The 22,380-nt window shown below is 45.8% G+C and carries 22 protein-coding genes; 4 read left to right on the forward strand and 18 right to left on the reverse strand.

Annotated elements, in window-relative coordinates:
• Positions 1–100: 100 nt before the first annotated feature.
• Together BLCOC_RS22250 and BLCOC_RS22255 are read right to left on the reverse strand one after the other, a co-directional pair.
• Positions 101–712, reverse strand: coding sequence for a manganese catalase family protein (locus BLCOC_RS22250; protein WP_018595625.1), 612 nt, complete (start codon positions 710–712; stop codon positions 101–103).
• Positions 712–1,131, reverse strand: coding sequence for a spore coat protein CotJB (locus BLCOC_RS22255; RefSeq protein ID WP_018595626.1), 420 nt, complete (start codon positions 1,129–1,131; stop codon positions 712–714). Before BLCOC_RS22255 ends, BLCOC_RS22250 begins: the two co-directional genes overlap by 1 nt.
• Before the next feature lie 182 nt (positions 1,132–1,313).
• Between BLCOC_RS22255 and BLCOC_RS22260 the strand changes: the two genes are divergently transcribed.
• The 3 genes from BLCOC_RS22260 to BLCOC_RS22270 are packed head-to-tail and all read left to right on the forward strand — an operon-like array spanning position 1,314 to position 3,285.
• Positions 1,314–1,667 (forward strand): PadR family transcriptional regulator, encoded by a 354-nt coding sequence (locus BLCOC_RS22260; RefSeq protein ID WP_115623385.1) that lies wholly within the window; start codon positions 1,314–1,316, stop codon positions 1,665–1,667.
• Positions 1,657–2,319, forward strand: coding sequence for a permease prefix domain 1-containing protein (locus tag BLCOC_RS22265; RefSeq protein ID WP_018595628.1), 663 nt, complete (start codon positions 1,657–1,659; stop codon positions 2,317–2,319). The genes BLCOC_RS22260 and BLCOC_RS22265 overlap by 11 nt, the downstream gene beginning before the upstream one ends.
• Before the next feature lie 6 nt (positions 2,320–2,325).
• Positions 2,326–3,285, forward strand: a complete 960-nt coding sequence (locus tag BLCOC_RS22270; RefSeq protein ID WP_115623386.1) for a DUF4097 family beta strand repeat-containing protein — start codon at positions 2,326–2,328, stop codon at positions 3,283–3,285.
• Positions 3,286–3,444: 159 nt separating this feature from the next.
• On the opposite strand, the gene BLCOC_RS22275 is transcribed toward BLCOC_RS22270, so the two are convergent.
• The 9 genes from BLCOC_RS22275 to BLCOC_RS22315 all read right to left on the reverse strand — a co-directional run bounded on the left by BLCOC_RS22275 (position 3,445) and on the right by BLCOC_RS22315 (position 14,214).
• On the reverse strand, positions 3,445–4,773 hold the full coding sequence (locus tag BLCOC_RS22275) for a sensor histidine kinase (RefSeq protein ID WP_029467933.1): 1,329 nt from the start codon (positions 4,771–4,773) through the stop codon (positions 3,445–3,447).
• Positions 4,770–5,444, reverse strand: a complete 675-nt coding sequence (locus BLCOC_RS22280; RefSeq protein WP_018595632.1) for a winged helix-turn-helix domain-containing protein — start codon at positions 5,442–5,444, stop codon at positions 4,770–4,772. Before BLCOC_RS22280 ends, BLCOC_RS22275 begins: the two co-directional genes overlap by 4 nt.
• 73 nt (positions 5,445–5,517) lie before the next feature.
• On the reverse strand, positions 5,518–7,284 hold the full coding sequence (locus BLCOC_RS22285; protein WP_029467932.1) for a Na/Pi cotransporter family protein: 1,767 nt from the start codon (positions 7,282–7,284) through the stop codon (positions 5,518–5,520).
• A gap of 178 nt (positions 7,285–7,462) precedes the next feature.
• Positions 7,463–8,218 carry an N-acetyltransferase gene (locus BLCOC_RS22290; RefSeq protein WP_115625470.1) on the reverse strand — a complete coding sequence of 252 codons (756 nt, stop codon included), beginning with the start codon at positions 8,216–8,218 and terminating at the stop codon, positions 7,463–7,465.
• A 160-nt stretch (positions 8,219–8,378) separates the two neighbouring features.
• Positions 8,379–9,524, reverse strand: coding sequence for a Gfo/Idh/MocA family protein (locus BLCOC_RS22295; protein WP_115623387.1), 1,146 nt, complete (start codon positions 9,522–9,524; stop codon positions 8,379–8,381).
• Between the two features lie 12 nt (positions 9,525–9,536).
• Positions 9,537–11,096 carry a response regulator transcription factor gene (locus BLCOC_RS22300; RefSeq protein WP_029467930.1) on the reverse strand — a complete coding sequence of 520 codons (1,560 nt, stop codon included), beginning with the start codon at positions 11,094–11,096 and terminating at the stop codon, positions 9,537–9,539.
• A gap of 13 nt (positions 11,097–11,109) precedes the next feature.
• Complete coding sequence (locus tag BLCOC_RS22305; protein WP_165907168.1) at positions 11,110–11,943, reverse strand: carbohydrate ABC transporter permease; 834 nt, start codon at positions 11,941–11,943, stop codon at positions 11,110–11,112.
• A gap of 12 nt (positions 11,944–11,955) precedes the next feature.
• Complete coding sequence (locus BLCOC_RS22310; RefSeq protein WP_115623389.1) at positions 11,956–12,846, reverse strand: carbohydrate ABC transporter permease; 891 nt, start codon at positions 12,844–12,846, stop codon at positions 11,956–11,958.
• Positions 12,847–12,909: 63 nt separating this feature from the next.
• Positions 12,910–14,214: an ABC transporter substrate-binding protein gene (locus tag BLCOC_RS22315; RefSeq protein WP_115623390.1), complete on the reverse strand. Its 1,305-nt coding sequence runs from the start codon at positions 14,212–14,214 to the stop codon at positions 12,910–12,912.
• A gap of 217 nt (positions 14,215–14,431) precedes the next feature.
• On the opposite strand from BLCOC_RS22315, the gene BLCOC_RS22320 reads away from it, so the two are divergent.
• A complete protein-coding gene (locus tag BLCOC_RS22320) occupies positions 14,432–16,201 on the forward strand; it encodes a sensor histidine kinase (RefSeq protein ID WP_115623391.1) in 1,770 nt (589 codons plus the stop codon).
• Positions 16,202–16,283: 82 nt separating this feature from the next.
• On the opposite strand, the gene BLCOC_RS22325 is transcribed toward BLCOC_RS22320, so the two are convergent.
• From BLCOC_RS22325 to BLCOC_RS22355, 7 genes are all read right to left on the reverse strand, one after another.
• Complete coding sequence (locus tag BLCOC_RS22325) at positions 16,284–17,102, reverse strand: purine-nucleoside phosphorylase (RefSeq protein WP_018595641.1); 819 nt, start codon at positions 17,100–17,102, stop codon at positions 16,284–16,286.
• Between the two features lie 251 nt (positions 17,103–17,353).
• Positions 17,354–17,857 (reverse strand): GreA/GreB family elongation factor, encoded by a 504-nt coding sequence (locus BLCOC_RS22330; RefSeq protein ID WP_115623392.1) that lies wholly within the window; start codon positions 17,855–17,857, stop codon positions 17,354–17,356.
• 31 nt (positions 17,858–17,888) lie between these two features.
• Entirely contained in the window at positions 17,889–18,413 is a 525-nt protein-coding gene (locus BLCOC_RS22335; RefSeq protein ID WP_018595643.1) for a transcription repressor NadR, read from the reverse strand.
• A 96-nt stretch (positions 18,414–18,509) separates the two neighbouring features.
• Positions 18,510–19,367: a carboxylating nicotinate-nucleotide diphosphorylase gene (gene nadC, locus BLCOC_RS22340; protein WP_115623393.1), complete on the reverse strand. Its 858-nt coding sequence runs from the start codon at positions 19,365–19,367 to the stop codon at positions 18,510–18,512.
• Positions 19,364–20,677, reverse strand: coding sequence for an L-aspartate oxidase (locus tag BLCOC_RS22345; protein ID WP_115623394.1), 1,314 nt, complete (start codon positions 20,675–20,677; stop codon positions 19,364–19,366). The genes nadC and BLCOC_RS22345 overlap by 4 nt, the downstream gene beginning before the upstream one ends.
• A gap of 62 nt (positions 20,678–20,739) precedes the next feature.
• Positions 20,740–21,648 (reverse strand): quinolinate synthase NadA, encoded by a 909-nt coding sequence (nadA, locus tag BLCOC_RS22350; RefSeq protein WP_018595646.1) that lies wholly within the window; start codon positions 21,646–21,648, stop codon positions 20,740–20,742.
• A gap of 136 nt (positions 21,649–21,784) precedes the next feature.
• Complete coding sequence (locus BLCOC_RS22355; protein WP_029467925.1) at positions 21,785–22,363, reverse strand: TetR/AcrR family transcriptional regulator; 579 nt, start codon at positions 22,361–22,363, stop codon at positions 21,785–21,787.
• Positions 22,364–22,380 lie beyond the last annotated feature (17 nt).

Consider the following 22,380-nt stretch of genomic DNA (forward strand, 5'->3'; position numbering starts at 1 on the left):
CGCCGTTATCTGAAAAGCCGCTGTTTTTCAGATAACGGCTGTTTTACATTACACTGTTAAAAAATATGGGCACGGCGTGCTTCCACTCCAGCAGATCTTACTATTTCTGAAGAAATTTCTTATCAAACTCCGGATTAAAATAATAATAATTGTTGGAGTCCAGTCTCTCTTTTGTTCTCTCCAGTGCCTCTCCAAAACGCTGAAAATGCACAATCTCTCTCGTTCTCAAAAATTTAAGCGGTTCTCTCACTTCCGGGTCAGTGATCATTCTCAAAAGGTTATCGTAAACGACTCTGGCTTTCTGCTCTGCGGCCAAATCCTCGGTCAAGTCAGCAATGGCATCTCCCTTTGACTGGAATTCCAGTGCTGTAAAAGGTACTCCTGCCGCTGCCTGAGGCCACAGGCCCTTCGTATGGTCAATATAATAGGCGTCAAATCCGGCAGCCTGGGCCTGCTCCACAGTTAAATCTCTGGTAAGCTGATAAACCATAGCACAAATGATCTCCATATGGGCCAGTTCCTCTGTACCGATATCTGTCAAAAGCCCTCCTACAGTCTTAACCGGCATGGTATAGCGCTGTGCCAGATACCGCATGGAAGCTGAAAGCTCCCCATCCGGTCCGCCGTACTGGCTGATAATAAGCTGTGCAGTCTTCGGACATGTTTTTGTGATCTTTACCGGAAACTGCAGTCTTTTTTCATAGGTCCACATCAGATACACGCTCCTTCCCAGGGCATCGGGCCTTCGCCCCAGCAGCCCATACAATCTTTAGTCAAAGCATAAAATTTTTCATCAAATTCTTTTAAAAGGCCTTTTCTCTGTTCAATGAGAGTTTTTCTCAGCTCCATAGCCTCTGCTGATTCCGGATGCGTATCCAGATACAGCACGGTATCGTCCAGGGCAAAGCTCAGCGCACTGATCTCTTTCATCAGCCGCTCTCTCTCCTGCTGCTCCGGCGATGCATTTTCATCAGGTTTAAACCCTGTCTCAAAAGGATTTTCCTCCAGCACAAAAAATGGCTTGTTCAGTCCCGGAAAAATGGTTCCTGTTGCCAATGCCTGATCCCAATCGTAAAGCGTCTCCCAGCTCTGTATGGGAACGGTGGCTATTGCTAAATGCTGCTGCTCCATATCATCGTCTCCTTTCCGATATACAAAGACATCGTTTGACAATATCCATCAAATTTTTCTCTGCATTGTTAGTATGCGCAGAAAAAATCATTTCAAAAAGGTAGTTTTTTCATTTTTAAATATACCTTGACAGGCGAAGTATATTTATGATTTAATATAACCAAGAAAAGGAGGTATGCTATATGTCAATCGCTTCTGATTTGATTCGCGGTCATACCGATACCATCATTCTGGCACATCTGCTGGAAGGCGACAGCTATGGATATAAGATCAATAAAGAGATACAGAGAAAGACAGAACAACAGTACGAATTAAAAGAAGCCACCCTCTACACCGCATTCAGACGTCTGGAAGAGGCTGGCTGTATATCGTCCTACTGGGGCAATGAATTGACCGGTGCCCGCCGCCGATATTATTCCATCACCCCGGAGGGTGTACGGACTTATAAGGGGCTGAAAGAGGAGTGGAATACAGCAAAACAATTAATTGATATCCTGATCCGATCAAATAAGGAGGAAACGGCAGATGGAAAATAGACTCAGGGAATATATGGATGATTTATTCGGGGAAATTCCCCCCACCAAACAGGCAGTAGAACTAAAAGAAGAGATTCTGCAGAACCTGATAGATAAATATCATGATCTTCTGACACAGGGCAAAAGCCCGGAAGCAGCCTTCAATATATCTGTGGCCAGTGTAGGAGACGTAGATGAACTGCTGTCCGGCCTGACCAACAGACATACGCCCTGCCCCTTCCCGGATGAAGAATCCCAAAAGAAACAGAAGCACAGATCAGCCATCCTGTTCTCCTCGGCTATCATGCTTTATATTCTGTGTGTAGTCCCTGTCATTATAGCTGACAGCTTAGGTCATGACACCATAGGCGTCTGCCTCATGTTCCTTATGATAGCATCTGCCACAGGACTTCTGCTCTATAACTATATGACCCGCCCGCGCTATACAGCAAATGACGGCACCATTGTAGACGACTTCAGAGAATGGCAGGAGTACAACAGCGGAAACCGCCAAACCTTCCGGGCAGTCAACAGCGCTGTCTGGACACTCGCCACAGTTCTGTATTTTATCATAAGCTTCAGCACTATGCGCTGGAATGTAACCTGGATCATATTTCTGATCGCTGCTGCTGTACAGTCTATTATCCGGGCAGCTTTTGAGCTGAGAAAGTAGGTAGCCATGAATAGAAAAACCTCTGCCATTATACGCATCATATCCTGGTCCGTCGTAGCTGTTGTCCTGACAGTTTTCCTCATACTTGGCCTTTTGGGCAGCTGGAACACAACTCTGTTTCCTCTCGGGAACCTGAGCCACACCACCTCCGGAGGCTGGAGCTATCCTGAGAGCAGCAAATACACTGCCGGCCCCGCAAATCTTCCTGCGGATAAAATAAAAAATATAAAGGTGAACTGGCTGGACGGCAGTATCACTTTGACTGCCGGGGCTGTCAGCCAGGTAACCGTAAAAGAAACCTCTTCCAGGAAATTAACATCCAAGGAGCAGCTTCACTATTACCTGAAAGGTGACACACTTCTGATCCAATACCGCGGTGCCACCAAAAACATATTCTCCGGCTTTGGCAACAGCCTTTCCAAAAAACTGGAGATCCAGATTCCCGCCGAATATGCATCCTCTTTTCAGGAAATCATGGTGGACGGTGTCTCCTCAGATATCGGACTGGACAATCTGAAGACAAAGAAATTGTCCTTGGATAATGTATCCGGCAACATCACCCTGAAGAACATAGAAACAGATAGCCTGACCACAGATTCCACCAGCGGGTCCCTGATCTCCGCAGACCTGATCGTCAATGATAATGCCGTAACATGCACCACCAGCGGGGACGTCACCCTGGCAGGCTCCATAAATGCAGCACAGCACGACAGTGTATCCGGATCTCTGCATATAACCTCTTCGGTCTGCCCCCAGAAAATCCAGGCAGACACTACCAGCGGAAGTGTACTTTTAAATCTTCCTGATGATCAGGGCTTTACCCTGGACTATGACACTGTGAGCGGCGATCTGGAAACCGACTTTCCCACCACAGATTCCGGCTCCGAACGTATCTATGAATCCGGCAAGAATCACTTTCTCATAGATACTACCAGCGGTGACATCACCATTCTCAAAAAAAATTGATCAAAATCTGCGAACAGCAAAAAGGATTCTGTATGAAGAAAACGGACACAGCTCCGAATCAAACATACAGAATCCTCTTTTTATAAATATCTATTTATAAATACCCACGAACGGTTCCAGCCTCTCTCAGTTACCTGCAAAAAGGCTGTTGCGGTCCGCTTAAAATCTCAGCACGATCTTGGTGCCCTTTCCCGGTTCACTGTTCAGCACGATCCTGGCATGATGCAGTGCCGCTCCATGCTTCACGATAGAGAGTCCCAGTCCGGTCCCCCCCGTCTTTCTGGAATGGCTTTTGTCCACCCGGTAAAAACGCTCGAATATCCGCTCCTGTTCTTCCCTTGCGATTCCTATACCGCTGTCCTCCACGCTCCACCGCACGCCGTCATTATCCCGGGCCAGCAGAACTTTCACGTATCCACCTTCTTTGTTATATTTAATAGCGTTATCCACAAGATTATACAGCATTTCATATAAAACATGCCTTACTCCCTGTATGGATACACTCTTTCCTTCCATCAGGACCGTGACCCGTTTCTTTTTGGCAGGCAGCGTAAGTGTCTGGCAGATATCCTGGGTAAGCTCATATAGATCCACCTTTTCAAAGGGCATATTCCTGCTCTCATCCAACTTGGAAATTTCAATAATATCCTGTACAAGACTGGTAAGCCTGCTCGCCTCATCGTAAATCCTGCCTGCAAATTCCGGTACATCCTGAGGCTGTACCAGTCCGTCACGCATGATCTCCGCGTAACCGGATATGGACATGAGGGGTGTCTTCAATTCATGGGAAACATTTGCAGAAAATTCCTTTCGCACCATTTCCGCCTGCTTCAGCTCTTCCACCTGCTTGGCGATCTGTACATTCTGTTCATCCACCCGGTTCAGAAGCGGCCGCAGTTCCTCGTATGCCACATTTTCCAGAGGATGTTCCAGATCCAGTTCATTGATGGGCGCGATCAGCCTCCGTGTCTGCTTCTCCACCACAAAAAATGCCAATGCCAGAATAGCGATCAGAAGCAGTCCCAGTAAAGTAAAGCTTGACATCATAGTGGAGAGAACACTGTCCGTCGTCTTTGCCACCCGCAGGATATTGCCGTCATCCAGCTTTACGGCATAGTAAAAAGTCTGTTTTGACAAAGTCTGTGAAAACCGTACCACTTCCCCTGTTCCCTTTTTTATTGCCTGTATGATCTCAGGCCTGTCCTTATGGTTCTCCAGATCCGACGCGTTCTTTTCCGAGTCATAGAGGATAGTCCCGTCAGGCCTGGCAAGGGTAATACGGCTTGTTGTCAGATCTCCTGTAGTTTTGTTCAGATAATCTTCCCCTGTATTCTCCACCGCGTAACGGATGTACTGGGCCTCATTCCTCACATCCTGCTTCATATAATGATTGTATTTTCCGTACATAACAGCGCTTGCCGCAATAAAGGTCAATATCACGGAAAGAACCACCATAATCCCTACGTGGTTCAGTATACGTTGTTTCATCTTCCATCTCCAATCCGATATCCCACGCCCCGGATGGTTTCGATCAGGTTACCGCAGTCCCCCAGTTTCTGCCGAAGTGTCCGGATATGTACATCTACAGTCCTTGTTTCACCGTCAAAATCATATCCCCAGATGTGTTCCAGCAGTCTGTCACGGCTCAGCACAATACCCTGATTTTCCATCAGATAGCGGAGCATTTCAAATTCTTTTAAGGTCAGTTCCACTCTCCGCTGCCCGTCCATCACTTCATGGCGGTCCACATTTACGGAGAGATCCTCACAGCGCAGGATTTTGTCCTGTGTCTGTCTCTTGCTTCTTCGGAGCACGGCGCGGACACGGGAGACGAATTCCATCATGCCAAACGGCTTTGTGATATAGTCATCCGCTCCCCCGTCCAGCCCTCTCACCTTGTCATATTCTGCCTCCTTGGCAGTCACCATGATCACGGGAATATCTCTGGTCCTGTGCTCCTTTTTTAATTTTTCCAATATGGCATATCCGTCCTCACCAGGAAGCATAATATCCAAAAGGACCAATTCCGGTATTTCCTTCTCCAATGCTGCAAAAAGCTCTTTTCCGTCACTCAGTCCTTTGGCCTGAAATCCGGTGGTCCCTAATGTATATACAAGAAGTTCCCGAATATTTCTCTCATCTTCCACACAATAAATCATATGCGCTCCCTTCTTTGCCCATCTCATTCTATAGACAGTATACGCATTTTTTAGGGAGCGCACAAGAAAAAATTTACGGGAGCTGGTAACGGCTGCGGGACTCTTCCATGACTCTCTGGAACTCTGAGTTATCTTCACGCTTCATATGTTCCAGATAACTGTGAGTATCAAAAGCATCCTCAGGCACCTGGGTGATACAGACTGCAATGTTTGAGCAGTGGTCCGCAATCCTCTCCAGGCTTGTGGTAATGTCTGATAAGACAAATCCCTGTTCTATGGTACACTTTCCTTCCCTCAGTCTGCGTATATGGCGGCTCTTCAGCTCCATATTCAATTCATCAATGACCTGTTCAAGCGGTTCCACGCTTTTTGCCATCTCCTGATCCTGCCCAGCAAATACCTTGTAGGCGGAGTCAAAAATGTCCTCTACCGCTTTTGCGATCACATGCAGTTCCTGCAGTGCTTTATCAGAGAATTTCATATTTTTTGCATTCATTTCTTTTGCTGACTGCATAATATTTACCGCATGGTCCGAAATACGTTCAAAATCCCCGATACAGTGAAGCATAATAGAGAGATCATGGCTGTCCTTCTGATTTAAATCTTTCTGACTCAATTTAACCAGATATGTTCCCAGCGCATCCTCATAGCGGTCCACATGGTCCTCCAGAGTCATCACCTCTTCCGCCATTTTATCATCATATCTGTCAATGAGTGACAGCGCTGTGCGCAGGGAATCCTGTGCCTCTCTAGCCATATTGTCGACTACGTGACGGCTCTGCTCCATAGCAAATGCCGGTTTGTCAAGGAAACGCACATCCAGAAGCTGCGTCTGTACATCCTGCACAGCCGGCTTTGCCTCCTCTTTGTCCCGGATCGTGAGCGTTGCCAGCTTCTCCAACACTCTGGAGAACGGAAGAAGAAACAGGGTTGCAAATACATTAAAGGTTGTATGCACAACTGCGATACCCGCCGCGTTTGCCGCATGTCCCATAAATCCAAAGTGGATGAAGGAATTCAGTGTATAGAAAAGTACCATAAAGATAACCGTGCCGATAACATTAAAATACAAATGCACCATGGCGGCACGTTTTGCATTTTTGTTGGCTCCCACGGCCGAGAGAAGCGCAGTCACACAGGTACCTATATTCTGGCCCATAATGATGGGGATGGCCACATCAAAGCTGACCGCACCGGTCACACAGAGTGCCTGCAGAATACCCACTGACGCAGAAGAACTCTGGATCACTGCCGTCAGGATCGTACCTGCGATCATGCCCAGGATCGGGTTGGAAAACTGTGTCAGGATCCCTGTAAATTCCGGCACATCCGCCAGAGGCTTCACTGCCCCGCTCATACTCTCCATACCAAACATGAGCACAGCAAATCCGATAAATATCATGCCGATGTCTTTTTTCTTTTCACTTTTGGCAAACATAAGAAAAGCAACACCCACGATAGCCAAAACAGGCGAAAATGTGGAGGGTTTAAAAAGTTGTATGAAGAAATTATCACTTTCAATCCCGGAAAGACTCAGAATCCAGGATGTAATTGTTGTACCGATATTGGCACCCATGATAACGCCCACTGCCTGTGAGAGTTTCATAATGCCTGAATTGACAAACCCCACTACCATTACGGTTGTCGCTGATGATGACTGAATGACCGCGGTTACCGCAGCGCCCAGACCCACGGCCTTGAGGGGATTTGAGGTCAGAGTCTCCAGAATCCTCTCCATCTTGCCGCCTGATACCTTGGCCAGACCGTCACCCATGACATTCATTCCATATAAAAACAAAGCCAGACCGCCGATTAAGCTCAAAATACTAAAGAAATCCATACTTTTTCTCCTTTTCCTTTTGTAGCAAGGCAAACTTATTACCTTTTATTCTAACCTTATTGTAGGGGAGGTATGTAAAATCTTTTAAAGAGGTTTTGTAAAATCTGTGTAAAATTTCTCACAAAAAGGCTCGGAAAAGCCGCCGGCAGATTATCTGACAGCGGCTTGCAGCATTGTGTTATAGATTTTGTTCTGATAGGATCTTTTCAAATTTTGATTCTGACAGGATTTCATTTGTGAAAAAAGTCCCATTATAAAAGAGGCTGTAAGTGGTAAATGGAGCCGGGGCATTTTGTGCCTGTTCTTTTGATTCAAAACGTATGGTTTTAAAAGGTACTCCTCTGTCCCGGGCCATTTTTTCTATGAGAGGAACGTATTTTGCTGTAAACGGACACTGATGACTATAATAGAGGACAAATCCCTGCTGCTCTAGCTGCGGTGCTTTGGCCTGTTCCCTGAATTGTGGTTTTTCAGTCCCTTCTTCAAAGGGCAGATATAACAGCTCGTAAAAAGGCATTGCCGAATCTGCCTTAAGAAAACCTTTGTGTCTGAAAAAGCCCGGGTCTGAGAGATAAGGCCTTTTTTTAGCAGATGAAAGAACTGTCAGACCCTTTTTCCCCTTAGCCTTACTGTCCTTGATACACTCCTCCAAAAGGAGATTTGAATATCCCTGCCCTTTGAATTTCCCGGAAACCCACAGGCAGTTGATGTGCATATAATCCTCTGCCGAAATGGGAACCCACGCCTCATGGGCCGGAATATATTCTATAAAGCATTTCCCCCTCACATCGCATTTTTTAAACATCAGCCCAGCGTCTAACTGCTGGGAAATCCATGCCTTCTTAGCGGACACCTGACAATCCTTATTGTTGGATATGGCACAGCAGATATGCTCTTTCTCCAGATTTTCCTTGGTTATTGTAATGATATCCATATTGCTTCCCTTTCTCGGATCCCCTGTAAATGATACATTATGCTTTGACAATAGACAGTATAGCATATAAAACATGACAATGTATGTCATATTTTAAAAACTGTCCTGGCTGCTGTGCCTCCTCACACGCTCTGTGCTGCTGTATACCATATCACTCCTCTTATCTAAACTCCGGAATCACAACCTCCTCTCCGTTTTTCATTGCTGACTCATGTCCGCAGATTCCCGCGGCAGTCCAGTCAGCCGCCGTATACACATCGATCATCGGCTCCCTCTCCTCTATTATGCTGCTGACAAATTCATTTACCAGGTGTGGATGGGACCCGTGATGTCCGCCGCCCTGCTTCATATACATGTCAGGATTATCGGGATCCAATATGGCGAATTCTGTTGTGTACTTCCGAATCGCCTCGGGCAGAATCTCCTCTCTGTTTGGACAATGTACCTCCTGCCTGCTGATAACTCTGCCTCTGTTTCCAATATTTGTCTCTGTCATACCCTCCTCAAAGGTATATACATAGGGAGCGTCGTTTTCAAAATTCCACTCAAAAGACATTTTATCTCCAAAGACGCTGAATCCCTCCACATACTCATGGGCAGTCTCAAAAAGGGAACGGGTAACATCCGCAGAGGTCCTCCCATCCTCCAACCGGAAGACTGCCGTCTCCACAGGATATGGATTTCCATAATTCCGAACCAATTCCTCCCGCATTGTCCCGCTTCCAAAACAATGTACCCTGGAAGCCCGCTGTCCGCTCAAAAACAGAAGCGGGGATATGGCGTGGGTTGCATAATGCAGTGGCGGAAGACCCTTCCAGTAATCAGGCCAGCCCTCCATATCCTGAAAATGAGTCCCTCTCAGATATTGGATTTTCCCCAGCTTCCCCTGATCGATCAGAGACTTAACATACAGACACTGATATGTATAAACACTGGTCTCCATCATCATATAGTTCTTTCCGCTCTTCTTTTTTGCCTCAATGACCGCCCTGATCTCATCCAATGTTGTTGCCATGGGTACCGTTACTGCACAGTGCTTTCCCGCATTCAATGCCTGAACGGCCAGATCTGCGTGGGTATGAATGTTGGTGAGTATATGTACCGCATCCACATCACTGTCCAGCAGCTCCTGATAATCCCTGCAGCATCTGGTAAATCCAAACTTTCTGGAAAAGCTGTTCAGCAGTTCCTCATTTTTATCGCAAATGACCACCTCTTCCACATCCGGATGGTCTCTGTAGATAGTCGGAAAAGCCCCGCCAAATACAAGGCCTACGATTCCCACCTTTATTTTTTTACCACTCATGATCATTCTCCTTTATTCCTGTATTTTCCGGTATTCCTTTGGAGAATATCCGGTTGCCTTTTTAAATCCCATACTAAAATAATACTGACTGGAATACCCCAGTTCACTGCTGATTTCCCCTATTTTTTTATCAGTCTCCACCAAAAGCTTTTTTGCCTGAAGAATCCTGAGACTGCTTATATAATTAACCAATGTGCTCCCTGCCTGTTCCTTAAAAATACGGCAGATATAATTAGGACTCATATGAAAAACCTTTGCGATCTGACCCAGACTCAAGTCCTCCTCTCTGTAATTCTCTTCAATATACCGTTTGATCTTTGAAACCGTCTGCGTGGTATCTTTTGCCGTATAATTCCTTATCTCCCGGCATAAGGTGATCAAAATTTTCTCAAAATACTCCAATATATCTGAGGCATAGACCATGGCATTGAGTTTCTGCAGACTTATTAAATCCTTTACTCTCTCATCGGGGAGCATTCCGCACACCTGTGTGCTCAAAAAGGTAGTGACAAAGAAAAGCAGATATGACCTCTTGATACCATGGTTCTCCATATAATTCCGTATCTCTGCGCAGACTTTGTCAATACCGCCGAAATCACCGCTTGTGAGACAGTCCGCAAGCTTTTTTTCAAAGTAATCAAAACGTGTGTAATCAGATAAGTCTTTATCCGCATAATCATGGATGTGAAACACCTGGTTTCTCCCCAGAACAAAGCGGTATTCCAGGGCTTGCACAGCAGTATCTGCAGCGTACTGCAGCTTTCTGATATCATCCACCCAGTATCCGATCCCCATATTGATATACACTCCCGGCCTTTTCTCTGCCAGATCACGTATATATTTTTTCAACAGATGTATCAATGTACTCATAAAGAAATTTTCTTTTTCTCCAAACACAATGCAGTATACATCCGTTTCCATAAAAAACGGTCCCCAGAATTCCTGTGTCTGATAATATTGAGACAGATTCCCACAGATTTCTGAACAGATTTCTTCTCCTGTGACATCGTTCTTTCCTGTCTCCACAGCCACCATAATGCAGTTAAACTGCATTTTGCGCAAATCTGACTCCAGAATTTCTTCCAGTTCCACTCTGTCCAGTTTGCAGCTCTCTTTGCTGTCTTTTAACAGCTTTTGAAAAAAGGTTTCCCGGTAAATGCCGTGATTGTTCTCATATACATGCTGTACCTGCTCCTCATGGTGCTTTTCTTTGCCGGCCTGCAAAATACGCTGACTAAGGAATTCATAATCCACAGGCTTCTCCAAAAAGTCGTATACTCCCAACTGTATCCCTTTTTTGGCATATTCAAATTTACTGTAGGCACTAATGATGATAATTTTAATATTGCGGCCCAGCCCGTTAATATACTCGCAAAAACTAAGCCCATCCATTCCGGGCATAACAATATCTGATATTATCACGTCTGGATTTAATCCATCCAAATTTTTCATTGCTTCCTGACAGCCTGAGAAGAATCCCACGGGATTCAGCCCGTATTCCTCCCACCGTACCTGTGTTTTCAGCGCATTCAATGTTAAAATACGGTCTTCGATCACCATTACATTTATCATGACTCATCATCCTTTACTGCTTTATACTCCCCATCATCAGACCGCCCATAATATTCTTCTCAAAGCAGACAATAAACAAAATTGCAGGAAGCAGCATCATACATCCGGCCGCACTGATCGCCCCCCATGGCATCTGGTATTGGTTCATCTTAGGAATGGAGGACATCAAAAGACTCATCACCTTCACATTTTTAGTGGTAAACATAAGGGGTGTAAAAAATTCATTCAGACAGGTAATAAAATTGATGATACATAAGGTTGCCATGATCGGTTTCAGCAGAGGAAGGATGATCCGTACAAATGCCCCCGCCATAGTTGCCCCGTCAATTCTGGCAGCCTCCTCCAGTGAGGAGGGGATCTGGCTGATAAAACCGGAATACATGATGGTTGAAAACGGGATCAAGATGGAAAAATATAAAATCACCAATCCCGCAAAGGTATCGCTGAGTCCCAAATGGCGCCACAAGGTCATAAGGGGAATGACCGTCACTGTACCCGGTATCATTGTGGAGAACATGATAAAGGCAAATGCTGCATTCAACCCCTTTGTCTGGCACCTGGCGAAACCATAACCGGCTAAAGCGCAGAGGAAAACAGATAAGATCAGGGAGACCGCTGTAATGATAACAGTTCCTTTCAAATATTCTGTCAGTCCGGCCGCCTGGAACAGCTGCCTGTAATTGTCAAGTGTGAGATGGATCGGCCTGTATTCTATAGGTGACTTAAATAAATCCACCTGTTGAGTAAAAGAGGATTTTATGATCCAGTAGACCGGCCACATGATAATAAATCCCACTGCAAATGTCAAAATCCATAACAAGGCTTTCTTTTTTCTGGACATTTTCATACCCATCCCCCCTTAATAGTCCACTTTTCTGTAAAACGACAGTCCAATAACACCATAAACTGCTGTGGCCAAAAACATGACCACTGTGATGGCTGATGCCATTCCATAGTTCATATTCTTTGTAGCTTCCATATAAAGCCTGTATGCCAAAAGGGAAGTGGAGGTCCCAGGTCCTCCTTTTGTCATAGCATAAACGATCTCAAAGCTGTTGATCTGTGAAACACCGATGAATATTATCATGATAATAAATGTTCTCATTACATATGGCAGTGATACGTGAATTAAAATCTTCCAGTCATTTGCCCCGTCAATCTTAGCTGACTCAAACAATTCCCCAGGAATCCCCTGAAAAGCCGCCAGCATAATAATCCCGAAGAAAGATACATTCTTCCATATATTTACCAGAATAACCGAAACCTGTGCCTCTGCTTTATCAGACAACCAGTTAAAATGGTATCCCGCAAACCCAATCCTTCTTATTAAATCATTTACAATCCCATAAGTATTATCAAAAGCCCAAAGTGCTGCTATGGACACAACGATCATGGAAAGCCCCCATGGGATCAACGCTATGGTCCTTATCAGCTTTCTTCCCCCAAAGTTCTGTTTCAGTAAAAGAGCAAGGCCAATTCCCAATACAACGATCGCGATCATAGATACCACTGTAAAAACCGCGGTGAAAGACAGGGACTCCAAAAACTGTTTATTCGTGGTAAGTTTTTTAAAATTCAGCAGGCCTGCAAACTTTTTCGTTCTCCTTATCAAATCATAATCCAGCAGACTATAATAAAACATAGTCAGAACAGGATATATGGTGGTCCATGCCCGGATCAACAGAACCGGAAGAATACAGATCCATGCAAATATAATTTTCCGCTTCGTCAGCGTCAGTTTCTTCAACATTGCATTCCCCTCTTCCAAGTATTTTTTAATGGAGGCCGCAGATACTGCAGCCTCCCGTCTGGCTTAATTTTTGCCCAGAAGTTCGTCAATCTGCTGTTGTCCCTTTTCCAGGCATTCCTCATAGCTGATCTCATCCATGAGATACTCCTGAAGAGTTCCCGTCACTGTATCCATATACTCACTGTGTCTTTCACTTAAAGTCCTGGCCTCAAAAGCGTTGTCCTGTACATATGACTTATGTTCTTCCACAGTCAGAAGCCCTTTTGTCAATTCCGCATCATCCCATACACTTAAATTGGCTGTAGGAGAGAATTTTCCGGTTGCCTTCATATAAGCAGCCTGTGCCTCTGGTGATGCCATAAATTTCACGTATTCTTTGGCAGCCTCTTTCTTGGAAGAATTTTTATTTACCACCCACATCCATGAACTCATTGGTGTCTTGTTGGTGGTAAATGCAGGCATTGGCGCACAGATAATTTCATCTCCATATTTTCCTGCTTCCGCAAAGGAGGATGAGGCAGACGCCCACTGAAAATACATGGCTGCGTTTCCGTCCGTAAACTTCTGGTTTCCCGTTTCATAGTCCACACTCAGATTATCAATGCTGGTAACACCATAGGTGTGCACCAGATCATACATAAATTTAATGGCTTCCTTTGTCCCATCCAGTGTCCAGTCATAGAAATTCCCTCCAAACATGAGACACCAGCGGTTCAGATTATCCTGGAGGTGTGAAGCCTTATCCCACGCCTCCAGCAATCCATACTTACCATCCTTTGTCAGGGCCTTTGCGGCTTCAATAAATTCTTCCTGATTGGTTGGCACGGCAATTTTGGCCTCATCAAACATCTTCTTATTCACAAAGAAAAGAATACCTCCGAAGTCAGCAGGTACGCCGTACACATGACCATCTTTCTTTAAGAACTTGTCAGCATACCCATCCATGAACTCGTTTAGATCCTCTTCAGTTATCACATCATCTATTGGTTCCAAAAAATCAGCACTCATAAATGATAACTGCATAATTTCATCAATATAATACACATCCACAGAGTCATCACCGGACGCCAGCATTGTAGTAGCTTTATTTACCGTATCTGCGTACAGCAGAGGTTCTGCCTCAAAGTTGACTTTAAAATCCAGATTCTCCTCCACCATTTTCTTAAATTCCTGGCCATACGCATCATCATTGATCGCTGAAGTGTAGACAGTTATCTCTGTATCCTGGGTCGTCTCCTCCTGCTTTGACTCCTGTCCGCCTGCACCGGCATCTTCTTCTGCGGAAGTACATCCGGATAAAAGCATAGTCCCCGTCATAAGTACAGCAGTCCCTGCTGTCATCTTTTTTCTCCAATTTCTTTTCTTCATACCATACTCCTTTTTCTGCTTTTAGAATCTCCTGCGCAAAAGAATCTGTAAATAGTACCGCTTGTTCAGCTAATATTAAGATATCACATATATTTATGAAAATCATACAATTTATTATCTATTTTTTAATATATCATATCCCTTTTTCCATAAATCGTTTTTATTCCCCATAATTTTTGCTATAATATTTCCAATACAGAAATAACCGGAGGACATTATGAATAAATTCAAAGAGTTGATCAATAAACATTTTTCTACCTTTCGTTCCAAGCTCACGGCTGCTTTTATTTTGACATCCATGATCCCCCTGCTCCTCTCTATCACCATAGCGATGTTTATCATCAACAGCTATCTTAGAAAAGAAACTATAAATCAGCTTCTCTCAGATGCCAGCCTGGAGGCACAGCAGATAGAGGCGCGTCTTGGCCAGATCATTGATATGCAGAATGCACTCTCCTCTCTGTTCTCCTCCTCCCTAACTCCTGACAATGCCTCAAAAGATATCTCCTCCCTGGCACTGTCACGTTTTGAATCCCTGCGTGCCAATGTCACTAGTTTGGAGTACGTTTATAATGTAAAAAAGATAAGAATATACTCCGATTATTTTCCCTTTACGAATGGCGACAGCTTCCATTTTTTCCCTCTCACTGACCTGGACTCCCCTGTCCTTAGACAGATTGCATCCGAATCCTCCGGCGTCAACCGACTGAAGGCATTCTCCTCTGCCGGCACATCCACCGGCAGTACAGCCAGTTTCTATAAGGCCATCAAGAATATCAGCGGAACCGTTATTGCAGTTTACTTCATAGACATCGATTTGCCCAACACCATGAAAAGTATCCTCTCCCCCACCACAGATACCACAGCCCTCAGCCTTCTGGATTCCAAATCCGGTCTGCTATACAGCAGCACACAGGATCTGCTGCTCCCTGATCCTCCTGATTCCTATGAGACAAATAAAGTCTTCTCTTCTGAAAATTCCCGTTTCCGGATATTAAAGAAGAGCAGCTATACAGACTGGTATTATCTGTTTGAATCCTCAAAAGGCAGTTCCAAAATAGTGAATCAGGCTCTCCTTACAGGATATCTGCTGGTGTTTTCACTGACTGTACTTTTATGCATCATTGCGGTGATCATATTTCCCATCACCCTTTCCAAACGCATAAAATACTTTTCAAACACCATCAACAATATTCCTGACGAAGATCTGGCATCCTCCAGCGCTGCAGGAGCAATCCTGGACACCCTTGTTAAAGACAGCACCACCGGTGATGAAATTGATTCCATCATTACAACCTTTAGTAATCTATTCAAAAAAAATACCCAGCTCAATACCGCTATAAGGCAGCACGAGCTGGAAATTGAAAAATCAAAGTTCACCATACTCCAGGAGCAGATAAACCCTCACTTTCTATATAACTCCCTGGATACCATACGCATATGTATGCTCATGGATAAAAAAGAGACCGCCTGCCGTCTCATCCAATCCCTGTCACAATTTTACCGCATCTCCCTGAGCAAAGGAAAAGACATTATCACCATAGATCAGGAGCTTCGTATGATAGAAGCCTATCTACAGATTGAGCAGGCAGGCTACGACGGAAAGATCACATGGCAAATAAGCTGCAGCGACCGGGTTTCCGCCTTCGGAATTCCCAAGTTCACACTGCAGCCCATAGTAGAAAACTCCATCATACACGGAGATTTCATTTCATCACCTGTGCCTCTCTCCATTACAATAACCGTGGAATATACAGAATTGCTCAAGATAACATTAAAAGACAACGGCCCCGGAATCCCTCCGGACCGCCTGACAGAACTGAATCACCTATTGGCCTCCCAGACTCTGGTCCCCACAGCCGGCTACGGGCTTCAAAACTGCTGCCAACGCATCCGCCTCCACTATGGCCCCGCCTACGGAATCCAAATAACCAGCACCCCAAAAGGCACACAAACCACTCTGACTCTCCCCAAAATCCTTCCCTGACAGCCCGGCGGGTGCCCGGCAAAGCAGGCAGGAACTTCAACTGTCCTGCCGCATTGCCGCCGTCCGCCGCCATTCACTAAGATCAAACCCCGGCAATAACCTCTGTCACAAGCTCCGAAAACTCACGGGAAACTTTGTCAGCCGTCTCCTGCACTTCCTTATGGTCCAGCTTCTTGCCCATCCCCGCAGCCTGATTGGTAATACAGGAAATCCCACAGACTTCCAGTCCCATGTGGCGTGCGGCCATAGCCTCACACGCTGTACTCATCCCTGCCGCATCAGCGCCCCACACTCTGCACATCCGGATTTCAGCAGGCGTCTCGTAATTCGGCCCGCTAAACTGCATATAAACTCCCTCTTTCAGAGAAATTCCCAGCTTCTTAGCGGCATCCTTCACCACATTCCGCATCCTGACACTATAGACCTCACTCATATCTGGGAATCTCGGCCCCAGTTTATCCATGTTGGGACCAATCAAAGGACTCGGAACCGCTGTGGTAATATGATCCCGGATCAACATAAAATCTCCCGGATCAAAATCAAAATTCACTCCCCCTGCCGCATTGGTGAGTATGAGCTTTTTCGCCCCCAAAAGTCCCATAAGCCTTATTGGAAGCACCACATCTGTCATAGGATATCCTTCATAATAATGAACCCGCCCCTGCATGATCACTACAGGCACCTTGCCCACATAACCAAAGACAAATCTTCCCTTATGTCCCTCCACAGTAGAAGTGGGAAATCCCTCAATGTCCTTATAATCCACGGTATCCACGATCTGAATACCATCTGCGTAATCGCCCAGACCGGAACCCAGAACAAGGGCTGTCTCCGGTTTAAAATCAGTCCTCTTTTTCACACTCTCCAAACACCTGAATAACTTTTCTTCTGCCTGATGCATACTTTATCTTTCCTCACTTTCGCCGTTGTCAGCCTTTTCAGATACATATAGGCCGCTTCTCTGTATAGTTTACATTATAATGCATTTCTTGTTCCAGAAAAAGGACTAAAATCCTGAAGATGAAATTATATGTCCTATAAGGCACAGTGTCCAAAAAAGGCAGAACCGTGGAAGCAGCCGGCAGAATAGCCTGACTGTCCGCAAGTTCTGCCTTTTATCATACAGACTTTTGGAAAAAATCGGAACTGACCTTAGAAACTTCTGATCTGGTCATCCTCATCTTCTGTTGATTTTACAATGGATTTGATCACGACAGGATAGCTCACTGTGTCATTTACCCTCACCATGACCCGATCGCCTTCCCGGTGTCCCCGGACGGCTTTTCCCAGGGGAGATTCTATACTGATCTTATTGTCAATAGAGTTACCCCTGATAGAAGTTACCAGTTTGTAGGTCTCGGTCTCATCCTCATCCTCGTAGTAAATTTCCACCACATTATTGATCCCCACCTCATCACTTCCGGAATCATCCTTCACAATTGCGGCGGTCTTCAGCATTCTCTCCAGATACCGGATGCGGCTTTCATTTTTGTTCTTGTCCTTTTTCGCCGCATAATATTCAAAATTCTCACTCAGGTCACCCTGTGCCCTGGCCTCCTTGACAGCCTCTATGGCTTCCTTTCTGACCACCAGCTTCCGGTACTCGATTTCCTCCTGGATCTTCTTTACATCACTCTCTGTCAACTGTTCCCGCATATCACTCTGCCTCTTTTCCTGCTATTCCCGGTTACGATATCTTGGTTCCCGCCTCAGCCAGAAAACCACGTGTAAAAAGCTCTTTTGCTATCTCATCCAGTGTCTGCTCGCTGTCCGCAAGGACTGTATGATAATGATAGCCGGACGTAATGTTCTTCAAAGGGCTTGATTTGCCACCCTGAATGCCTTTTACAAACTCAGCGGCTTTCTTCCTGGAATCAACAGATAAATCTGCCCTTAACTGCCCATAAACTTCATGGCGTATGAACACATCCTCCACCTTGCCTCCGCAGTCCACGATCAGATTCAGTTCCTCCAGTATCTCACTGTCCTTATGACATACATAGAACACACGGCTCGCAAACACCGGCGCATGAAATACATAGCCCCGATGGGTGGAAAGAATATCCTGGTTCTGCGCCCGCAAAAGTGCAATATCCTGCACTATCACCTGGCGGCTGACCTGGAACCGCTGTGCCAGCTTCGTGCCGGAAACAGGTTCCGGGCTGCGCCTGATATATTCTAAAATTTCCTGTCTGCGTTTTTCGCCGTTCATTCCTCACTAATTCCTTTCTCGCTGTCCTTTTGCGGTGCTCATAACCCATGCAGTATCACTGCTCGTAACAGTTCAGCCTTCCACTATTCCTGCAGCTTAGCGGCATACGGGATGCAGATTTTTAAGGGAAATGTCCAGGATCGGTGCAGAATGAGTTAAGGCCCCGCTGGATATATAATCCACACCTATAGACACAAGCCTTTCCACGTTCTCCCTGGTCACATTGCCGGAACACTCTGTCTCGGCTCTTCCGTCAATGATGCGGATGGCTTCCTTCATCATATCCGGAGTCATATTATCCAGCATGATGATATCAGCCCCTGCTTCCACAGCCTCTCTCACCATATCAAGATTCTCCACTTCCACTTCTATCTTGCGCACAAAGGGCGCGTATTCCTTAGCCATTTCCACAGCCTTCCTCACACTGCCTGCCGCTCCGATATGATTGTCTTTTAATAAGATCCCATCGGACAAATTATATCTGTGATTATATCCGCCGCCTACCTTTACCGCATATTTCTCAAAAACACGCATATTCGGTGTCGTCTTCCTGGTATCCAGAAGCTTAGTCTTACTACCTTCAAGCAAATCCGCGATCTGTCTCGTATAGCTGGCAATTCCGCTCATTCTCTGCAGATAGTTCAGTGCAACCCGCTCTCCTGAGAGCAGCACACGGATATCTCCGTGCAGGGTTGCCATAAGCTGGCCATTCGCCACCCGGTCTCCGTCTTTGACGTAAAATTCCACCTCTGTCTTTTCATCCAAAAGTTCAAACACTCTTTTAAAAACTTCAAGACCTGCGATCACGCCGTCCTGCTTGCAGATGAGCTGTACTTCACCGGGGCATTCCTCCCGCATCACCGCATTGGTGGTGATATCCTCGCTTGTTATATCTTCCTGCAGAGCCTGCATGATCAAATGGTCTGCATTTAATTTCATTGTGATCTGATTCATACTGCTTTTTTCACCCTTTCGATTTCTTTTAAAACGCTCTCTCCATACATTCTTTGAAGCTCTTCCTGTCTCGGAAAACCTTCCCTCTCTGCCTTTGCCAGAAGCATAGCTGCTTTTTCCCGGCACATTTTCCCATTCTCCTGCGCTTCACATGCTGAGATCCGCATGGCCGCCCGTTTTGCGAACACCAGGCTCTCCAAAAGGGAATTGCTTGCCAGTCGGTTGGCTCCGTGTACTCCGTTGCAGCTTGTCTCTCCTGCAGCATAGAGATTTTCCATAGTGGTCCTGCTGTCCAGATCCACTTTTACCCCGCCCATAAAATAGTGCTGGGCAGGTACAACAGGTATACATTCTTTTCTCACATCAAACCCTTCTTCAAGACAGCGCTCGAAAATATTGGGGAAATGAGACATGATCTCTTCCTCCCCAAGAGGGCGCATATCCAGCCATACATAAGGTTTGTGATCTATCTCCATCTGCCTGTGTATGGCATCTGCAAGGATGTCCCGCGGAAGGACCTCATTGGCAAAACGCTCCATATTGGCATTGTATAATTTGGCGCCTTCCCCGCGCACGGATTCTGATATGAGGAACCTGCGGCCCGGTTTCTTGGAATATAAGGTTGTAGGGTGAATCTGCACGTAATCGGGATGCTCCAGCTCAATGCCGTGTTTCAGGGCAATGGCAAGGGCGTCTCCCGTCAGATGAGGAAAATTTGTGGAATGTTCATAAAGCCCGCCAATCCCGCCGCATGCCCATATTGTATCCTGGGCTGTGATCCCAAAGGTACTGCCGTCCTCCCGGCGTGCCACGATACCGTAACACCGGTTATTCTCCTCCAGTATATCAATCATTGTTGTCCGTGTCAAAATTTTTACATTGGGAAGTTTTTGGACCGCTTCCAGCAGCCTGCTTGTGATCTCTTTCCCCGTGATATCTTTGTGAAACAGGATTCTAGGCCTGGAATGGGCACCCTCTCTGGTATAGGCAAGTTCCCCGTTTCTGTGGTTAAAGTCCACACCACAGGCGATCAGTTCATCTATCACCTCTCTGGAGGAACGGATCATCACATCCACAGATTCTCTCCTGTTTTCATAATGACCGGCCTTCAGGGTGTCCTCCATAAACAAATCATAATCCTCTTCATCGTGCAGCACGCAGATGCCGCCCTGTGCCAGATAAGAATCACTGTTCTCCGGATCATCCTTTGTCAGCATCAGAACCTGTTTCTCTCTCGGCAGGTGAAGAGCTGCAAAAAGCCCAGCAACTCCTGTTCCCACGATCACGATATCTGTCTTTTCTCTTTTCATTTTCTCCTAAACCTTCTTTCCATCCGCAGTCCGCCTCTATGCAAAGGGCAGTGCGGGTTCCACTACTTTGCGGTCTCGAGCATCCGGTTCAATGGCACATTGGCCTTTTCGCGGAGGCTGTCATCCACGCTTACCTCTCCTTTATTGTATTTCAGACAGTCGCGCACCTTTTCCAGTGTTACTTTCTTCATAGATGCACAGGTCTGTCCGCCGGGAAGCGTATAAAACTTCTTGTCCGGATTCTTTTGCTGCAGTTCATACAACACACCGTTTTCTGTTCCGATGATGAATTCCTTCTTGTCGCTGTTCGTGGCATAGTCAATGATCCCCGATGTACTCCCAATATAATCGGCAAGCTCCAGCACTTCTTTTGTACACTCCGGGTGCACTAAGAATTCCACACCTGGGTGGAGACGCTTAATTTCTTCTGCCTGTTCTTTCTTTACTTCTTTATGTACATAGCAGTAACCGTCATTGAGGATCACATTTTTCTCCGGAACCTGTTGTGCTACATAACTGCCCAGGTTTTCATCCGGAATAAAAAATATATTTTTATTTGGAAGTTTTTTTACGATCTCCACCGCATTTGAGGAAGTCACACATACATCTGCGCAGGTCTTCAGCGCGGCACTGGAATTGATATAACAGACAACTGCCAGGTCTTCATATTCTTCTCTCATTTTCTCAATTTTCTCAGCGGCAGCCATATGAGCCATGGGACAGTCCGCTGTGGTATCCGGCATGAGCACGGTTTTTCCAGGGTTCAGAATTTTTGCACTCTCTCCCATGAAAGTCACCCCCGCAAAGACCAGGGTACTGGCTTCCAGCTTTGTGGCGATCTTACTCAGATAAAAAGAATCTCCAATATAATCCGCACATGCCTGCACCTCGCCCGGCACATAATAGTGGGCAAGGATCACTGCGTCCTTTTCTTTCTTCAGTTCCTCGATTTCCCGGTAAATGGAATCCACGGTTTCTCCTCCTCGATTTTACAGATTTTTAACATTATACAACTTTCCTTTACATCTGACAAGACAGTTGTAAAATTGTATTGTAATACGTACAAAAAAGAGACTGCCCCCTCTGCAGTCTCTGTAATCTATTCCTCTATTTTTTCAAACACCCGACCCCATACATCATCATATCCTCAGCCATGGCCGCAATCTCTTCCGCGCCCGTCACCATGCCCTCTCTGAGCCATTCCTCCAAAAGCCCGATACATCCCGCACTGGCAAAGGCATAGAAATACTCTATCTCCTTTGGGGACGCCATGGCAAAGAACCGGGAGTAGGCTTCCACGCATTTTTCACGGCCAAGACTCAGCAGCCGCACAGCAAAGGTTTTATCCCCGTAATCCCCCAGAGTGACTGTACACAGATCCGCATTTTCCTTCAGACACCGGAAAATGTGGGTGGTGATCTTCAGTGGAGTCAGTTCCCTATTCTCCACAGACAGAAGCGGTTCCAGGGCTTTTTCAATTTCTCTGGTCATCTCCTCCTCTATCTGCTCAAGCAGGTCATAAATATCTTTATAATGTGTATAAAAAGTTCCCCTGTTGATACCAGCAAGGCCGCACAGCTCCCTGATGGAAATACTTTGTATAGGCTTTTCGCGAAGCAGTTCCATAAACGCTTTCCTGATCAGCTGCTTTGTCATCCTGGTTCTCTGGTCGCCTGATTTTCCCATAGGACGGCCCCCTTTCT

This window comes from Blautia coccoides, assembly GCF_034355335.1.
GTDB classification, from domain to species: domain Bacteria; phylum Bacillota; class Clostridia; order Lachnospirales; family Lachnospiraceae; genus Blautia; species Blautia producta.

Bases quoted from the DNA above. Each gene is read 5' to 3' on its own strand.
- BLCOC_RS22250 (WP_018595625.1), bottom strand. From the start codon at position 712: ATGTGGACCTATGAAAAAAGACTGCAGTTTCCGGTAAAGATCACAAAA.
- BLCOC_RS22255 (WP_018595626.1), bottom strand. From the start codon at position 1,131: ATGGAGCAGCAGCATTTAGCAATAGCCACCGTTCCCATACAGAGCTGG.
- BLCOC_RS22260 (WP_115623385.1), top strand. From the start codon at position 1,314: ATGTCAATCGCTTCTGATTTGATTCGCGGTCATACCGATACCATCATT.
- BLCOC_RS22265 (WP_018595628.1), top strand. From the start codon at position 1,657: ATGGAAAATAGACTCAGGGAATATATGGATGATTTATTCGGGGAAATT.
- BLCOC_RS22270 (WP_115623386.1), top strand. From the start codon at position 2,326: ATGAATAGAAAAACCTCTGCCATTATACGCATCATATCCTGGTCCGTC.
- BLCOC_RS22275 (WP_029467933.1), bottom strand. From the start codon at position 4,773: ATGAAACAACGTATACTGAACCACGTAGGGATTATGGTGGTTCTTTCC.
- BLCOC_RS22280 (WP_018595632.1), bottom strand. From the start codon at position 5,444: ATGATTTATTGTGTGGAAGATGAGAGAAATATTCGGGAACTTCTTGTA.
- BLCOC_RS22285 (WP_029467932.1), bottom strand. From the start codon at position 7,284: ATGGATTTCTTTAGTATTTTGAGCTTAATCGGCGGTCTGGCTTTGTTT.
- BLCOC_RS22290 (WP_115625470.1), bottom strand. From the start codon at position 8,218: ATGGATATCATTACAATAACCAAGGAAAATCTGGAGAAAGAGCATATC.
- BLCOC_RS22295 (WP_115623387.1), bottom strand. From the start codon at position 9,524: ATGAGTGGTAAAAAAATAAAGGTGGGAATCGTAGGCCTTGTATTTGGC.
- BLCOC_RS22300 (WP_029467930.1), bottom strand. From the start codon at position 11,096: ATGATAAATGTAATGGTGATCGAAGACCGTATTTTAACATTGAATGCG.
- BLCOC_RS22305 (WP_165907168.1), bottom strand. From the start codon at position 11,943: ATGAAAATGTCCAGAAAAAAGAAAGCCTTGTTATGGATTTTGACATTT.
- BLCOC_RS22310 (WP_115623389.1), bottom strand. From the start codon at position 12,846: ATGTTGAAGAAACTGACGCTGACGAAGCGGAAAATTATATTTGCATGG.
- BLCOC_RS22315 (WP_115623390.1), bottom strand. From the start codon at position 14,214: ATGAAGAAAAGAAATTGGAGAAAAAAGATGACAGCAGGGACTGCTGTA.
- BLCOC_RS22320 (WP_115623391.1), top strand. From the start codon at position 14,432: ATGAATAAATTCAAAGAGTTGATCAATAAACATTTTTCTACCTTTCGT.
- BLCOC_RS22325 (WP_018595641.1), bottom strand. From the start codon at position 17,102: ATGCATCAGGCAGAAGAAAAGTTATTCAGGTGTTTGGAGAGTGTGAAA.
- BLCOC_RS22330 (WP_115623392.1), bottom strand. From the start codon at position 17,857: ATGCGGGAACAGTTGACAGAGAGTGATGTAAAGAAGATCCAGGAGGAA.
- BLCOC_RS22335 (WP_018595643.1), bottom strand. From the start codon at position 18,413: ATGAACGGCGAAAAACGCAGACAGGAAATTTTAGAATATATCAGGCGC.
- nadC (WP_115623393.1), bottom strand. From the start codon at position 19,367: ATGAATCAGATCACAATGAAATTAAATGCAGACCATTTGATCATGCAG.
- BLCOC_RS22345 (WP_115623394.1), bottom strand. From the start codon at position 20,677: ATGAAAAGAGAAAAGACAGATATCGTGATCGTGGGAACAGGAGTTGCT.
- BLCOC_RS22355 (WP_029467925.1), bottom strand. From the start codon at position 22,363: ATGGGAAAATCAGGCGACCAGAGAACCAGGATGACAAAGCAGCTGATC.